Genomic DNA, 14,614 nt, shown 5'->3' with positions numbered 1-14,614 from the left:
TTAGCTTATTTTCCTCATTTTGACTATTCAATAAGAATCCGCTTTACTACCCCGATTAACGGGCGCGCCAGTTTGTGTTTATATGGAAATCAAATGGGCCCCGAATGCCTTCGTGCGGCTGACGCTGCCGCTTATGGCGGGCATTCTTACCTACCTCTACGCCGGCGAAAAGCTGCCTGATTTGCTGCCCGCCGTAGCGGGGGTAGTCTTGTCATTTATCGTTCTGCAGCTGTGGGCGGCCCGCCGGCCTGGGCCTGCCGCCACTGATGCCGCTGGTTTGGTGGCCGTTGTTACGCTCTATGCCGCAGGCGCTGCGCTGACTCAGCAAGCCACCGAAAGCCGGGCCCCTGATCATCTGTACCGATTTGGCAACCAGGTTGAGTTTTACCGGGCTGTGGTGGACGATTATACGGTAACGCGGCCTGCCACCTACGCCACCACTGTGCGCGTATCGACGGTGCGGGTGGCAGGGCAGTGGCTAACGGCACGGGGTGGCATTCGGGTGAGTATTCCGCGGGAAGGGGGGGTAGGCGCCCCGCAGTACGGCGACGTATGGCTGGTGCGCGGAGCGCCTGCGCCAAGCAAGCCGCCCCTTAACCCCGGCGAGTTCGATTACCACCGCTACCTGGAATATCATCAGGTGTACCATCAGCAGTTCATTCACCCCGATCAGTACCAGAAAATAGCCACTGACCCGCCTAGCATCATGCGGGCTACGGCCATGCGGGCAGCTCGCGTGCTAGATGGCGTATTTCGGCAGTACATGCACGCCAAGCGCGAATACGCCCTTGCCTCGGCGCTGGTGTTGGGTATTAAGGATGAGGTAGATCAAGAAACTAAGCAGGCCTACGCCAATACCGGCACCACCCACATCATGGCAGTTTCGGGGTTACAGGTGGGGCTTTTGTTTGGGGCCGTAACGTGGTTGTTAAGCCGCCTGCCGGGTAGGCGCGGACCCTGGTTTCGGCTGGTAACGGCGCTGTTGGGGTTGGCTACTATCTGGAGTTACGCTTTCCTGACGGGGTTGTCGGCTTCGGTGCTGCGGGCGGCGGTGATGTTCTCGTTCATCATTGCCGGGCAGACCAGCGGTCGGCAGACCTCTATGTATAATCTGCTGGCCGTGGCAGCCTTCTTTCTGCTGTGCTATGACCCTTACCTGCTCTGCGACGTAGGGTTTCAGCTTTCGTTTTTGGCCGTGCTCAGCATCGTGTACCTGCAGCCGCGCATTGCCCGCTGGCTGCAGCCAAAAGCGTACTTTTTGGGCAGGCAGCGGCCCTGGCAGTCGATAGGCGTAAAGAAATCGTGGAAGTGGTTGGGTACCGGGCTGGAGTACGTGTGGCAGGCCACGGCGCTATCGTTGGCGGCCCAGGTAGCCACGTTTCCCTTGGGGTTGTTCTACTTTCATCAGTTTCCACTCAGCTTCTTGGCGTCAAACCTGGTGGCCGTCCCTATTTCAAGCCTGGCGGTGTACGTGGGGCTGGGGTTGCTGGTCCTGAAGGGGGTAGTGGCTCTGTTGGGGTTGCTTTCAGCTGGCGTTGCTGCTGCTGCCCTGGACTGGCTGCCGCACCTCGTAGCCGGGGTGTTTGAGTGGATGATCTGGCTGTTCAACGAGTACATTTTCTCCATCGGCCGCCTGATGCCGGGTGCTCTAATTTCGGGCATTCACCTCACCGCTCCGCAGACGTGGCTACTCTTTGCCTTCCTTCTGGCCGGGCTAGTGTTCTTGCGCTTGCGCCGTTTGCCATGGCTGGGCATAGCCTGTGCGCTACTGGCCGTGCTGGAAAGCAGCCGGGTGTGGGCCGCCCACCAACTGGCCCCCGATGCCCGCCTGATTATCTACAGCATTCCACGCCGCTCGGTGGTGGGTTTCTGGCAGGGGGCGGCCGCCGAGGTGGTTACCGTTGATTCGTTGCCCCTGACCGAAACGGAACGTACTTACCGCATTGTACCGGGTAGTATTCAGCGCGAAGCCCGGCGGGTCACTCACTCGGTAGGCTGGAAGGGCTGCCCAGTGCCCGCACGGGTAGCCGAGCCAGGCCTTACCCTGGCCGCGTGGCGCGGGCTGCGGGTGGCCTTTGTAAGCAGCCGCCTAAGTCCGGCCAGCCAGCCATTGCCTAGTCCGGATGCCATTGTGCTTCGCCGCAACGCCCGCGTGAAGCCCCAGGAGCTGGCCGATATTTTCGGGAAGAAGGCACCGGTAATTTTCGATTCTTCGTGCAAAAGCTGGTACGTAGCTCGGCAGGATTCTGTGTTGCAGGTAGCTGGTTTTCAGACGTATGACGTAACTACGCGCGGTGCATTCACCGTTCAGGTACGGCAGTAGGTGGGGTAGTAGGCGGGGTTGGACGAAACTTGTAGGCCTCCGCCTACGCTATAGCATGTATCGTAGCATCAATTTTGTTACGTTTGGTTTTCGCGTCCTTTGGCTTTAGCTGCTCCACGAGGGGTAGTTCTCTGCTTGGGAAGCCTTCCTCTCACCGATTGCAACGTGCCGGACTATGGAAAACATGCCCACTCAGGAGTTGGAAGACCTCCGTTTCATTCGCTATGAGGCGCAGGATCTTATCGGATACATTACCCTCAACCGCCCGGAAAAGCGCAACGCCCTCAGCGCCGATATGGTGACCGAGCTGAAGCAAGCCTTTGAGTTTGCCGAGGAGGACGAGGCCTGCAAAGTAATTGTGCTGCGGGCCGAAGGCGACGTGTTCTGCGCGGGTGCCGACCTCGGCTACATTCAGGAGCTGCAGGGCTTCGGCTACACTGATAACCTGGCCGACTCTACCCACCTCATGCAGCTCTTCCACCAGATTTATACTCTCAAAAAGGTGGTAATTGGGCAGGTGCAGGGCCACGCGCTGGCCGGCGGATGCGGACTTGCTACTATCTGCGACTTTTCCTTTGCCGTGCCCGAAGCCAAATTTGGTTATACCGAGGTGAAAATCGGCTTTTTACCTGCTATTGTAAGTGTGTTTCTGCTGCGCAAAATAGGGGAGGCCCGCACTAAACAGCTACTGCTCACCGGCGATGTAATTTCGGCCCAACTGGCTCTAGAATACGGTCTGGTGAACTTTCTGGTGCCCAAGGCCGAACTGGCCGACAATGTGTATCAGTTTGCGCGCCGCCTCTGCGTTGAGAACTCAACCCAAAGCATGGAAACTACTAAGGAAATGCTGGCCCGAATTCCGGAAATGCCCCTGGAAGACAGCCTGCGCTACGCTGCCCGCATGAACGCCGAAGCCCGCGGCTCCGACGACTGCCGCCGTGGCATTGCTGCTTTCTTGGCCAAAGAGAAGATAACCTGGGAAAACTAGGGGCTCTTTTCCTACCTAAAAAAGCAACAGCTACCTTCTAGCAAGGTGGCTGTTACTTTTTTTAGGACACCTGCGGGAAGAATACGCCCCGAAAATCTTAGAGGATAGTAAGCTCGAACGACGGTTTCCGGGAAGATTAGTAACTTTCTCCTTTCATTTTTTTCAAACTTCTCAACATTCCGGCGGTTTTAGCCCCATGACAACGCTGGCAGCCGTGGCCGTTACGACGGCTACCTTTCTCGGAATGGAGTTCGTGGCCTGGTTTATGCACCGTTTTGTGCTGCACGGGCCGCTATGGTTTTTGCACCGTTCGCACCATGTGCGGCACCCGCACCGCTTCGAGCGCAACGACTTCTTTTTTCTGTTCTATGGCTCGCTGTCGATGCTGCTCATCATCTATGGCTCCGATGCCAAGGACTTTCGGTTCTGGATGGGGGTAGGCATTGCTGCCTACGGTACGCTCTATTTTTTCGTGCACGATGTGCTGATTCATGGCCGGCTGCGGTTCTGGCGGAAGTCGCGCAATACCTACCTGCGGGCTCTAAACATGGCGCACAAAATGCACCATAAAACCACCGGCCGCGACGGCTCCGAAGAATTTGGCCTGCTGTGGGTGTCGCCGAAATATTTTGCCCTGGCCCTGCGCAAGCCCGCCCCAACGCGGGTGCTTCGGTCGCAGTCAGGCGCAGTAAGTAATTAGTTGAGAGGGAGAACAGAATAGTGGGACATTTTTCTATCAGCGACCTGGAGCAGCTTTCGGGCGTCAAAGCACACACCATTCGCATCTGGGAGCAGCGCTACGGTATTCTTCGGCCTGTACGTACTGCCACCAACATCCGCACGTACTGCGACGACGACCTGCGCCGTTTGCTGAATGTTGCTACCCTGTGTAACCGAGGCTACCGTATTTCGCAGGTGGCCAAGCTCACGGAGCAGGAACTGACCAAAGCTGTTATTTCCTGCGATGATGCCTCCCATAATTACTGCCAGCAAGTAAACGGGCTGCTGGCCGCCATGTTGGAAATGAATGAGCTGCAGCTGACGAATCTGCTCAACCAAGCAATTCAGCAAAGCGGCTTTGAGCAGGCCATTCTGCACGTTGCCTACCCCTTTCTGCAGCGCATAGGCGTAATGTGGCAGACCGGTACCGTAAATCCGGCGCAGGAGCATTTGGTTACTAACCTGCTGCGCCAAAAGCTGCTGGCCGCCACCGATGCACTGCCGCCCGTACAGCCTGCCACCGCCCGGCGCTGGGTGTTATTTCTGCCCGAGGGCGAAATGCACGAGTTGGCCTTGCTGTTCATGAACTACATCCTGCGGGCCCGTGGGCACCATGTGCTGTACTTAGGTCAGAACCTGCCCGTGTCGGAGCTGAAAGCTGTGTGCAGCGCCTATCAACCATACGCCGCCCTCACTGTCCTGACGGCTGTTCCGGAACGTGATGAGGTACAGGATTTTGTGAATGAACTGCACCAGATTTGTTCTGATATCACGCTGTTTCTCTACGGTCCGCTGGCGCAACTGAACTTCAAAATGCCTGCTAATGCGGTCCGCCTGCGTTTAATCACTGATTTTATTGCTTTGGCAGAAGGCATCTGCGCTTGCGCCTGCGACCGACAGGTGGAGCTACCCACCGAAGCTTCATAAAAGCGTAACCTATTCTTGTTCAACAAACCCGCCGCCCGGCCGTAGGAGTAACATCCGTTCGGCCGGGCGTTTGTGTAGGTCAAAAGCATCGTTTCTGACAGGCAGTAGGGGTAGTAAGGCTTTCGGTTAGAGCGAAAGATGTATTTGTTATATATTGATTATCAGATTGTTATTTCAAACAAGCTGATTTTTGCGACGGGAGAGGGTAGAAGGAAAAATAAATTGATGTAGGTACTGATACATTCAGATACGCTCGTATATTTGTTTAACTTTTTGCCACGAAAAGCTAAACAGTATGACCTCTTTGGAATTCACCAACCAAGTACAGAAGATTTCTTACTCTCTAAAGCCCGTGGCGATGAACCTGACCCGCGACGCTGACGATGCTAAGGACCTGGTACAGGAAACCCTGCTCAAAGCGCTGCTGAACAAGGACAAGTTCAAGGCGGGCACCAACCTGAAGGCGTGGTTGTACACCATCATGCGCAACACCTTCATTAACAACTACAATAAGATTACCAAGCGCAATAGCAATATTGATAGCACAGAGTATTTCCAATATTTTAATACCGACGAAAATTACATTACGCACAACGGTGCTACCTCCGATTTCGTAGTAACAGATATCAACGAAGCCATTGCCGGTCTTTCCGCCGACTACCGGACTCCGTTCATGATGTACTACATCGGCTACAAGTACCTGGAAATTGCAGAGAAGCTGCAGATTCCGATTGGAACCGTTAAGAACCGTATTCACATCGCCCGCAAAGAACTCAAGCAGGCGCTGAAGACATACGCCCCCGGCGTGTAGGGAATAGGGAGAGAGTACAGACCCGCCCCGGGCGTATCGCGGGCCGCGGACGACGTTAGCTTCTGGCGGCGTGGTTCGCGGCCCGTCTGTTTTTGCGGGGTAGGAGCTAGGGTAGCCTGTTCTCTGAAACATCTGCCGAGCTCCGCAGTATGTAGATGAGGAAGCGACCGGCTACTATCTGGATACTTCTCATCTTCGCGTACCAACCCCACCAATACCCTGCTCATTTGACTACCGCCTCTACTTCTAAACATGTTCTGGTTATCGGGGCGGGCTTCGCCGGGCTGGCCGCCGCTACCTCCCTGGCCCAGCGCGGCTACCGCGTTACCATTCTGGAGAAAAACGAAGGACCGGGAGGCCGGGCCCGCGTGTTCCGGGCTGAGGGTTTTACCTTCGATATGGGGCCGAGCTGGTACTGGATGCCCGATATTTTTGAGCAATACTTTGCCCGCTTCGGCAAGAAAGTTTCTGATTACTATGAGTTGGTGCGCCTGGACCCCTCGTACCAGGTAGTGTTTAAGAGCCAGGAAACGGTAGATATTCCGGCCCGCATGGAGGAGCTGCGGGCACTATTTGAACAGTACGAGCCCGGTAGCGCCGCCCGCCTCGATGAGTTTCTGCGGCAGGCGGCTTACAAGTATGAGGTAGGCATCGGCAAATTCGTGCACATGCCCGGCCGCTCCCTGCTGGAGTTCATGGACCCGCGCCTGGTAGTAGATGCCGTGCGCCTTGATTTGCTGCAGAGCATGCACAAGCATGTACGCAAGTTTTTCAAAGACACACGCTTATTGGAGTTGGTAGAGTTTCCGGTGCTGTTCTTGGGGGCTACCTCCGAAAATACGCCGGCCCTCTACTCTCTCATGAACTACGCCGACTTAGCCCTGGGTACCTGGTACCCCATGGGTGGCATGCACAAGATTGTGGAAGGCATGGTGCAGCTGGCCCAGGAGCGTGGCGTGCAGATTGAGTACAACGCGCCCGTGCAGGAAATTGTGGTGGAACGCGGCCGCGCAACGGGCGTGCAAACCGCCGCCGGCTTCCGGGCCGCCGATGTAGTAGTGGCCGGTGCCGACTACCACCACGCCGAGCAGCACTTGCTGGCCCCCGAGTGGCGCCATTACGACGAGAAGTACTGGGACTCGCGCACGATGGCGCCCTCGTCGTTGCTGTTTTACGTGGGCGTAAACAAGCGCCTACCCAAGCTGCGGCATCATAACCTGTTCTTCGACGAGGATTTCAGCCTGCACGCCGAAGAAATTTACGAAGACCCGAAGTGGCCCACCCGCCCCCTATTTTACGTGTCGGCCCCGTCGCAGACTGACCCATCGGTGGCGCCGGAGGGCTGCGAGAATCTCTTTCTGCTGATTCCGGTGGCCCCCAACCTACCCGACCCTGAGGACACCCGGGAGCATTACTACCACCTGATTATGGATCGGCTGGAACGTCACTGCGGCACTAGCATCCGCGACGCGGTGGTGTATAAGCGCAGTTACGCCCACCAGGATTTCGTGCAGGATTACAATAGCTATAAGGGCAACGCCTACGGCTTGGCGAATACGTTGCGCCAAACGGCCATCTTAAAGCCGGCGCTTAAAAGCAAAAAAGTTAGTAATCTGTATTTTACGGGTCAGCTTACGGTGCCCGGTCCTGGCGTACCACCTTCGCTCATATCGGGGCAGGTAGTGGCAGGAGAAATTGAAAAAGAAAACTAAGTAGGAAACGCACCTTCCTGAAGTAGCGGGCTTTCCGTTACTTCAGGGGGGTAGCAGCTCCCGCCAATTGAAAACATCAGTAGCTAAAAACAGCCATCCGTTGGACCACGTTGCTCTTTTCACCGAAACCAGCCGGGCGTGTAGCAAGCTGATTACCAAACGCTACAGCACCTCCTTCACGCTGGGCATCCGCACGCTCGACCAGCGGTTTCACCTGCCGGTGTACTCGGTATATGGCTTCGTGCGCTGGGCCGATGAAATTGTGGATACCTTCCATGAGCACGATAAAGCGGCGCTGTTTCAGGATTTCAAGCGCCAGACCTACGAGGCCTTGGACCTGCGCATCAGCCTGAACCCTGTACTGCATGCTTTTCAGGACGTGGTGCACCAGTACGGCATCGACCGGGAGTTTATCGATGCTTTCCTGTTCAGCATGGAAATGGACCTCGACGACCGGAGCTATAATCAGTCGCTTTATGAGCAGTACATCTACGGCTCGGCGGAGGTGGTGGGGCTGATGTGCCTGCGCATTTTCTGTGAAGGCAACGAGGCTATGTTTCAAAGGCTGCGCGAGCCGGCACGTCGACTGGGCTCTGCATTCCAAAAAATTAATTTCCTGCGCGACATCCGCTCCGATTATGAGGAACGCGGGCGTGTGTATTTCCCGGGGGTACAGTACGAGCGGTTCACCGACGAAGTGAAACAACGGATAGAAACCGATATCCGGCTGGATTTTGAGGCAGGCTACGCCGGAATTGTGCAGCTACCGCGGGCGGCGCGGCTGGGTGTGTACCTAGCTTACGTCTACTACCTTAAGCTCTTCCATAAGATTCGGCAGCTGCCAGCTCAACGTATCCTGGGCGAGCGGGTGCGCGTACCTAACAACACCAAGCTATTGCTGCTGTTGGGCTCTTACTTCCGGTATCGGCTGGCGCGGGTATAGCAAAACTGCTCCTAAGCCCGGATTTTATGAACAACTTTGCAGCTGCTTGCTTCCTCATTGTTCTACGAATCCTGCGCCGCGTGAAGCTGCTCCGACTTCTATTTCTCTCTTTCCTCCTGACTCTCTCCACCCTCGTGTCCACCGAAGCTAATCCGTACTCTGTAACTCATTTGCGCCGCCAGTACCAGCAGGCTGCCGCCAGTAAAGAAGCTGGCGAGAAGTTCTATCAGCTCATGGCCGCCTACGACAAGCAGGACGCCGTGGTGCTGGCTTACAAAGCGGCCGCCGAAGCCATCCGGGCCCGCGACGCTTCCATGTTCAATAAGCTGACCTACGTGCAGAATGCCAGCAAACTGTTCGAGCAGGCCGTAAAGCTAGACTCCGACAACGCAGAAATTCGGTTTCTGCGCCTGAGCGTGGAAAGCAACCTACCCAGTTTCCTGGGCTTGAGCCCGCACGTAGACGAGGATCGGCAATTTCTGGTATCTACCCTGCTCAAACACCCCAACTCCGGTCTTGATGCGGAGTCATTTGGGCTGGTCCGCACATTTATGGTAGATCGGGGGCACGTATCCGATACTGAGGCACAAAAGCTGCGACAACTCTAATTTTTCCGGCCTTCTAGTCCTACAAAAAGCTCCTGCCTTGCGGGAGCTTTTTTGCGCTTATACCGTGCCAGTTGCGGCTCTGCAAAGGGGGTAGGGGAGCTTAATCTAGGCAAGCCAGCTATCTGATAAAATGTTACCCGGATATCTTTGGCACGCTTTGGGCAGGTAGGAGCCGCCTGGAAAAAGCAGCGTACAGTACATCAAAAATGCTGTTCCCACGTTTCTAAGGCACCCTTCGCCTTATAAGCGGCCCTACGTTCGTAACTCTCCCCTATAATTTGATGAAATCAGCTCTAATTCTGACGGTAGCCCTAACAACTGTTTCCCTAGCTCAGGCTCAGCAAATCACGCTTAAGGGCCGGGTGATTGATGAAAAGCGTCAGCCAGTGCCCTACGCCACAGTAACGCAGGCAGTCAACGAGCTGGGCACGGCTACTAACGAAGCAGGCGAATTCAGCCTGCGGGTGGCCAAAGTGCCCCAAAAAATAACCATTATCAGCTTGGGCTACGCGCCTACCACGGTCGAAATCAAGTCAGCAACGGACCCCATTCTGATTACGTTAAGCTCGAGCACGGTGGCTCTGCCCGAAGTGCGCGTACGCAACCCGGAGCAAGTAGCCTCAGAACTGGTAAAGCGGGCATATGCCAAGCTGGCCCGCCACCAGAAGCAGGAGCAGTACGGCAAAGCTTTCTACCGGCAGAAGCAGCGGCATAACAGCCAATACTCCGAGTTTCTGGATGCTTTCTATGATGTCCGCTTTACCAACCAAGGCATAGGCGGCTGGCAGCTGGAGCAGGCCCGCTACGCCACTGTAGCCGAAGAAACCGGCGTCGATATGAGCAATTTTTCGGCCGCCGTGCGACTCATTCCGGTGTTTGAGCCCAAGCCTAGTCGCCGGACGCTGGCCGTGCCACTGAGCCCCCTGGCTGAAAAGCAATTTAAGTTTCAGCTGCGCGAGGTGCTGCAGGACAAAGGGCAGGAAACGGCCGTTATCGATTTCACTCCGCGGCTCGATTTAAACCAGCCGGCTACGTTCGGCACGTTGTATCTCGACTTCAAAACAGCGGCTATCCGGCGTATAGAGTCCAATGTGCCCATCGGAAATCTGATGACGCTGCAGTTCTCGGAAGGTACTACCCTGGCCTCGCAGACCTTCCGGATGGTTACGGATTTCAGCGCCGCCAATGATTCCCTGAGCCGCCTGCAGTCTGTACGAGCCGATCAGCGCATTGTGCTCAGCTACCAGGGCAAGCCCGATACTACCGAAATCAGCGGTAACCTGTTCTTCTACCAGAACACCGCAAAACCGGCCGCCAAAGGCTATAAGACAACGGGCGTGAACTACAACGACCTGAAGCAGGCGATGAAGCAGAACTACAACGCCAAGTTCTGGCGCGACCGGGAAGTATTGCGGGCCAGCCCCGTGGAAGAGCAAGTAATTCGGGATTTAGAAAAGCGGAAGGCCTTTGGTTCCTTCTAACGGAAAGCAGGAGCGAAGCGAATTGCTCAGTTTCTCATTTCTGGAATCTAAATCGAATATTGTTGCGTAGGTAGTTGCTGCCCGTTTGCCTCTGTTACAGTTTGTAAGGGGGGTAGGCGGGTAGCAGTTACTTTGTTATCAAGCAGAGGGGGTAGGGTTGGCCTTCAGTGTTAGTACATAGTATAGTCAAGTGGCAATAGCTCGATTATCAAGATGTTAACTTTCTGCGGCTGCCTTTTGTTAGGAAAGCAGATCAGGCTACGCGTGGCAAGCGAAATAACAAACTCCTTGTATCTTCTGCCCGCTGTAACCTTCTGGTCACCTCGACAGTTACTCTGTTAGTATGCCGCACCACCTGAGCGTCCGTATCGACCCCAATTCCGGCTTCTGCTTCGGCGTAATTTATGCTATTCAGATGGCCGAGGACCTGCTTGACGAGCAGGGCTATTTATATTGCCTCGGCGACATTGTGCACAATGACGAGGAAGTAGAGCGGCTGGAGCAGCGTGGCCTGCGCATCATCAACTATGAGCAATTGGCCCAGCTGCGCAACGAAGCCGTGCTCATTCGGGCCCACGGCGAGCCGCCCAGCACTTACCAGATGGCTCTGGAAAACAACCTAACCCTAGTAGATGCCTCCTGCCCCGTAGTCCTGAAACTGCAGAACCGCATCAAGAGCAGCTACGACCGTCAGGATCAGATTTTCATTTACGGCAAGCACGGCCACGCGGAAGTACGTGGGCTGTTGGGCCAGACGAGTGGGCAGGCCGTGGTGTTTGAAAACCTGGAGGAACTGCTGCGCCACGAGCTGCCGGCCAACATCACCTTGTACAGCCAAACCACCAAAAGCACCAACTCGTTTTACCGCATCAAAGACGAGCTAGAGCAGCGCGGCTACCAAGTGAATGCCAATGATACTATTTGCCGCCAGGTCAGCAACCGAGACAAGGACCTGCGGAAGTTTGCCGCTCAGTTTGACCAAGTAGTGTTTGTGTCAGGCACCAAAAGCTCCAATGGCAAAGTGCTTTACCAGGTCTGCAAGGAAACTAATCCGGCTACTCACTTCATTTCCAAGGTTGACGAACTGTGCTCCTCATGGTTTCAGCCGGGGCAGTCGGTAGGGATTTGCGGGGCTACCAGTACGCCCATGTGGCAGATGGAGCAGGTCCGCGACGCCTTGCTGGCCTTATAAATTCGTTTGTAAGCCCATGCGTGAGGTGGAAGTACATAGCCCGTTGATTGAAGCTGGCCCGGAAAAAGCATTTTCGGCTACTCAGCTACGCCGGGTGCAGCCTACCCCCCTCGGGAGTAAGGGCGTGCTGGTGGCCATGCTTGTTGTGGCTGCTTGGACAGGTCTTTTGGCCTACCTCCTGGCTTTTTATGAACCCAACTGGCGCACGCCCTGGCCCTACCTGCTGGCCTTGCTGCAAATGCACCTTTACACCGGGCTATTCATTACGGCGCACGATGCCATGCACGGCGTGGTTAGCCCCAATAAGCGCTTAAACAACTTTATCGGGACTCTAACGGCAGGCTTGTTTGCTTTCAACTGGTTTCCGCGGATGCTGCCCAAGCATCATGCTCACCACCGCCACGTTGCCACCAGCGAAGACCCCGACTTTCATGACGGCCGCCACCCAAGCTTTGTGCTTTGGTTTGTGCGTTTTGCTTGGAACTACGTGACCCTAGCGCAGGTAGTGCTAATGGCCATTACCTACAACGTGCTGAAGCTTTTCTTTCCGCAGGAAAATGTCATTGCCTTCTGGATGATTCCAGCCGTGCTTGCTACGCTGCAACTGTTTTTCTTCGGTACCTACCTGCCCCACCGCGGCGAACATGCCCCCGAGAACCCGCATAAGTCGCGCAGCCAGTTGCGGCACCATGTGTGGGCTTTCCTGAGCTGCTACTTTTTCGGGTATCACTACGAGCACCATGACCAACCCTACCTGCCTTGGTGGCGGCTGTGGCGGGCTAAGGAAGCTGCAGAAAGAGCGGCCTAATTCTGACGCCGAATCAGGGAGCGGTTTACAATGCGTTCTGTTACTCGCTCCCGATAGGTTTGCCCCAGGGGCAGGGCGTGGCCGCCTACTTTCACTTCCAGGTTGCTCACAGAATCAATACGCGCTGAGTTGACCAGGTAGGAGCGATGAGTACGGATGAAAAGACCGGGTGGCAGCTGCTCCTCCAGGTTTTTCAGGTTCACCAGCGTAAGGTGGGTGCGGCCGTCGGAAGTATTGATTTTGGTGAAATCCTTTAGAGCCTCAATATAGAGCACCTCGCGGTAGTGCAGGCGCACAAATTGGGCATCGGTCCGGATAAAAAAGGAGCCCCAACCGGTCAGGGCATCGGCCTGAGCATCAGAGCCGGCCGTATTTACGCGAAGAATGCCCGCTACTTTATTCACAGCCTTCAGAAAGCGGTCCAACGAAATAGGCTTCAACAAGAAGTCAATGACATCGAGGTTGAAGCCTTCCATAGCATATTGGGGGTAGGCGGTCATGAGCACCACTAATGGAGGTTGCTGCAGGGACCGAACCAGATCCAGGCCGCTCAAGTGGGGCATGGTTACGTCGGAAAACAGCACTTGCACCTGATTTTCCATCAAATACCGGTGTGCGTCCAACGGGTCGGTAAACGTGGCCTTCACATCCAGAATGTCGGTCATCACCACGTAGGCCTGCAGCAGGTCCAATACGAGCGGATCATCATCCAACAGCACGCAGGTGATTTTCATTTTAATAGTATGATTCTAAGTAGTAGCGTGAATATAGGAAGATAAAGCCGAATCGTATTATTATTTATAAAAAGAAAACAATTTTAGACCTGTTCAGCTGCCTGCTGGTCTACTTTTGGATTGGGTTGCTCTACTTTGCCATATTTACAACCAGCACAGTATTAGCTTCTTCCGCAGCAAGGAATAGTGTAGTTACAGGTAATCTGTGAGATGTGCTTCCTGTGCTTCTGCTTCTAACGATTGACCGAGCGCACCTACCTTCTCATCGGCCATGAAAACCACACCTGCTTCTACTGTTTCGCCTTCTTTGGCCCCACCTGTGGTGCTGGGGGTAGCCCTAACTATTGCCCACCATGAGGGGCTGCGCCGTTCATTGCGCACGGCGTTTGGCTTAAGCACGCGGGCCATCAATCTGCGGATTGACCCCGGCATGGACCTTATTTTTCTCTGCGAGACAACGCTACCTGGTTCCCTACCCTGTCTGTCGGCGCTTACGCACCCCAGCGTTACGGCCGTTACCCTGCGCGAAGCCTGTCTGACCTGGAACCAGCCCCAGGGCCAGGCTATTGGCCGCGGTACCCCAACGCTGGGCGCCCTGGAAAGCGGAAGCTGCTTCCTAACTGCCAACAGCCGAAAAATCCCCATTGCTACCTTCGGCCCCCGCAACGTGCACGCCGCCCGTATTGACATGGAACTACAGGGACAACCCAATCTGCTGGAGTTTCTGCGTTCCGAGTGGTTTACTCTTGAAATATCGGGCACCAACCGCCGCCGCCTCACTCGGCCCCTGGCATTTCAGGCCAATCTGCAATTCGAGGTTCAAACCCGGCCCACCCTAGCTGCGGCATAGCCCCCTTTAAGCAAAAAGCCCGTCTGCAAGGTGCAGACGGGCTTTTAATTGGTATGACTCAGTATTGACTAGTGAGTTGCGTTAGTTTTCTTGCAGCAGTCGGGTAGCCGGTCGTAGGCACGGGCTTCGGCCGTTTTGTCGTCGGCGTCATAGCCGGTTTGCTGCACGGCAGCACGTAGGGCGGCCGGCGTGGTTTTATCAGGACGATACGTAACAGTCAGGATCTTGCTCGAAACATCGAGGTTGGCTTCCTGTACGCCCTTCTCATAAGCCAACGCCTTTTCCAGGCGAGATTTGCACATGTCGCACACGGCGGAGGTTTTCACCTGCAGCGTTTCCGTAGCTGGGCCTTTTGCCTTGGGTTTGCTACCCTGCGCAAACGTGCTAACGGAGAGGAACAGAAAAGAGAAAGCGAGGAAGAATGAGGTCAGAAGCTTCATAAAGAAGAAACAGCAATGAGTGAGAAGAAAGTGCCGGCAGCTCCGGTGAAAGAAGCGTGCCAAATGTACGCGCAGGC

Annotated in this window: 14 protein-coding genes; 12 read left to right on the top strand and 2 right to left on the bottom strand. The window is 55.3% G+C overall.

Annotation, left to right across the window (positions count from 1 at the left end; genetic code table 11):
- Positions 1–82: 82 nt before the first annotated feature.
- The 11 genes from DNI29_RS18085 (at position 83) to DNI29_RS18035 (ending at position 12,513) form a co-directional block, all read left to right on the top strand.
- Positions 83–2,323, top strand: a complete 2,241-nt coding sequence (locus tag DNI29_RS18085; protein WP_110979538.1) for a ComEC/Rec2 family competence protein — start codon at positions 83–85, stop codon at positions 2,321–2,323.
- Positions 2,324–2,498: 175 nt separating this feature from the next.
- Positions 2,499–3,311, top strand: a complete 813-nt coding sequence (locus DNI29_RS18080; protein ID WP_110979537.1) for an enoyl-CoA hydratase/isomerase family protein — start codon at positions 2,499–2,501, stop codon at positions 3,309–3,311.
- Between the two features lie 196 nt (positions 3,312–3,507).
- Positions 3,508–4,011 carry a sterol desaturase family protein gene (locus DNI29_RS18075; RefSeq protein WP_110979536.1) on the top strand — a complete coding sequence of 168 codons (504 nt, stop codon included), beginning with the start codon at positions 3,508–3,510 and terminating at the stop codon, positions 4,009–4,011.
- 20 nt (positions 4,012–4,031) lie between these two features.
- A complete protein-coding gene (locus DNI29_RS18070; protein ID WP_110979535.1) occupies positions 4,032–4,958 on the top strand; it encodes a MerR family transcriptional regulator in 927 nt (308 codons plus the stop codon).
- 295 nt (positions 4,959–5,253) lie between these two features.
- Positions 5,254–5,769: a sigma-70 family RNA polymerase sigma factor gene (locus DNI29_RS18065; RefSeq protein ID WP_088843003.1), complete on the top strand. Its 516-nt coding sequence runs from the start codon at positions 5,254–5,256 to the stop codon at positions 5,767–5,769.
- 227 nt (positions 5,770–5,996) lie between these two features.
- Positions 5,997–7,481 carry a bifunctional phytoene desaturase/3,4-desaturase gene (gene crtID, locus DNI29_RS18060; protein ID WP_238388137.1) on the top strand — a complete coding sequence of 495 codons (1,485 nt, stop codon included), beginning with the start codon at positions 5,997–5,999 and terminating at the stop codon, positions 7,479–7,481.
- Between the two features lie 100 nt (positions 7,482–7,581).
- Positions 7,582–8,424: a phytoene/squalene synthase family protein gene (locus tag DNI29_RS18055; RefSeq protein ID WP_110979759.1), complete on the top strand. Its 843-nt coding sequence runs from the start codon at positions 7,582–7,584 to the stop codon at positions 8,422–8,424.
- Between the two features lie 26 nt (positions 8,425–8,450).
- Entirely contained in the window at positions 8,451–9,032 is a 582-nt protein-coding gene (locus tag DNI29_RS18050; protein WP_110979533.1) for a hypothetical protein, read from the top strand.
- A 281-nt stretch (positions 9,033–9,313) separates the two neighbouring features.
- Positions 9,314–10,513, top strand: a complete 1,200-nt coding sequence (locus DNI29_RS18045; RefSeq protein WP_110979532.1) for a carboxypeptidase-like regulatory domain-containing protein — start codon at positions 9,314–9,316, stop codon at positions 10,511–10,513.
- 343 nt (positions 10,514–10,856) lie between these two features.
- Positions 10,857–11,705, top strand: coding sequence for a 4-hydroxy-3-methylbut-2-enyl diphosphate reductase (locus DNI29_RS18040; protein ID WP_110979531.1), 849 nt, complete (start codon positions 10,857–10,859; stop codon positions 11,703–11,705).
- A 136-nt stretch (positions 11,706–11,841) separates the two neighbouring features.
- Positions 11,842–12,513: a fatty acid desaturase gene (locus DNI29_RS18035; protein ID WP_238388144.1), complete on the top strand. Its 672-nt coding sequence runs from the start codon at positions 11,842–11,844 to the stop codon at positions 12,511–12,513.
- Here DNI29_RS18035 and DNI29_RS18030 read toward each other — a convergent pair.
- On the bottom strand, positions 12,510–13,247 hold the full coding sequence (locus DNI29_RS18030) for a LytR/AlgR family response regulator transcription factor (RefSeq protein WP_110979529.1): 738 nt from the start codon (positions 13,245–13,247) through the stop codon (positions 12,510–12,512). The genes DNI29_RS18035 and DNI29_RS18030 overlap by 4 nt on opposite strands.
- 271 nt (positions 13,248–13,518) lie before the next feature.
- On the opposite strand from DNI29_RS18030, the gene DNI29_RS18025 reads away from it, so the two are divergent.
- On the top strand, positions 13,519–14,097 hold the full coding sequence (locus tag DNI29_RS18025; protein ID WP_110979528.1) for a hypothetical protein: 579 nt from the start codon (positions 13,519–13,521) through the stop codon (positions 14,095–14,097).
- Between the two features lie 68 nt (positions 14,098–14,165).
- Here the strand turns inward: DNI29_RS18025 and DNI29_RS18020 are convergent, their stop codons facing one another.
- Complete coding sequence (locus DNI29_RS18020) at positions 14,166–14,537, bottom strand: heavy-metal-associated domain-containing protein (RefSeq protein WP_110979527.1); 372 nt, start codon at positions 14,535–14,537, stop codon at positions 14,166–14,168.
- Positions 14,538–14,614: the final 77 nt, after the last annotated feature.

Source organism: Hymenobacter sediminis, from assembly GCF_003231285.1.
Classification (GTDB): Bacteria; Bacteroidota; Bacteroidia; order Cytophagales; family Hymenobacteraceae; genus Hymenobacter; species Hymenobacter sediminis.
The sequence above is the reverse complement of the archived record's forward strand: the minus strand, read 5'-3'. Positions and strand labels throughout refer to the sequence as shown.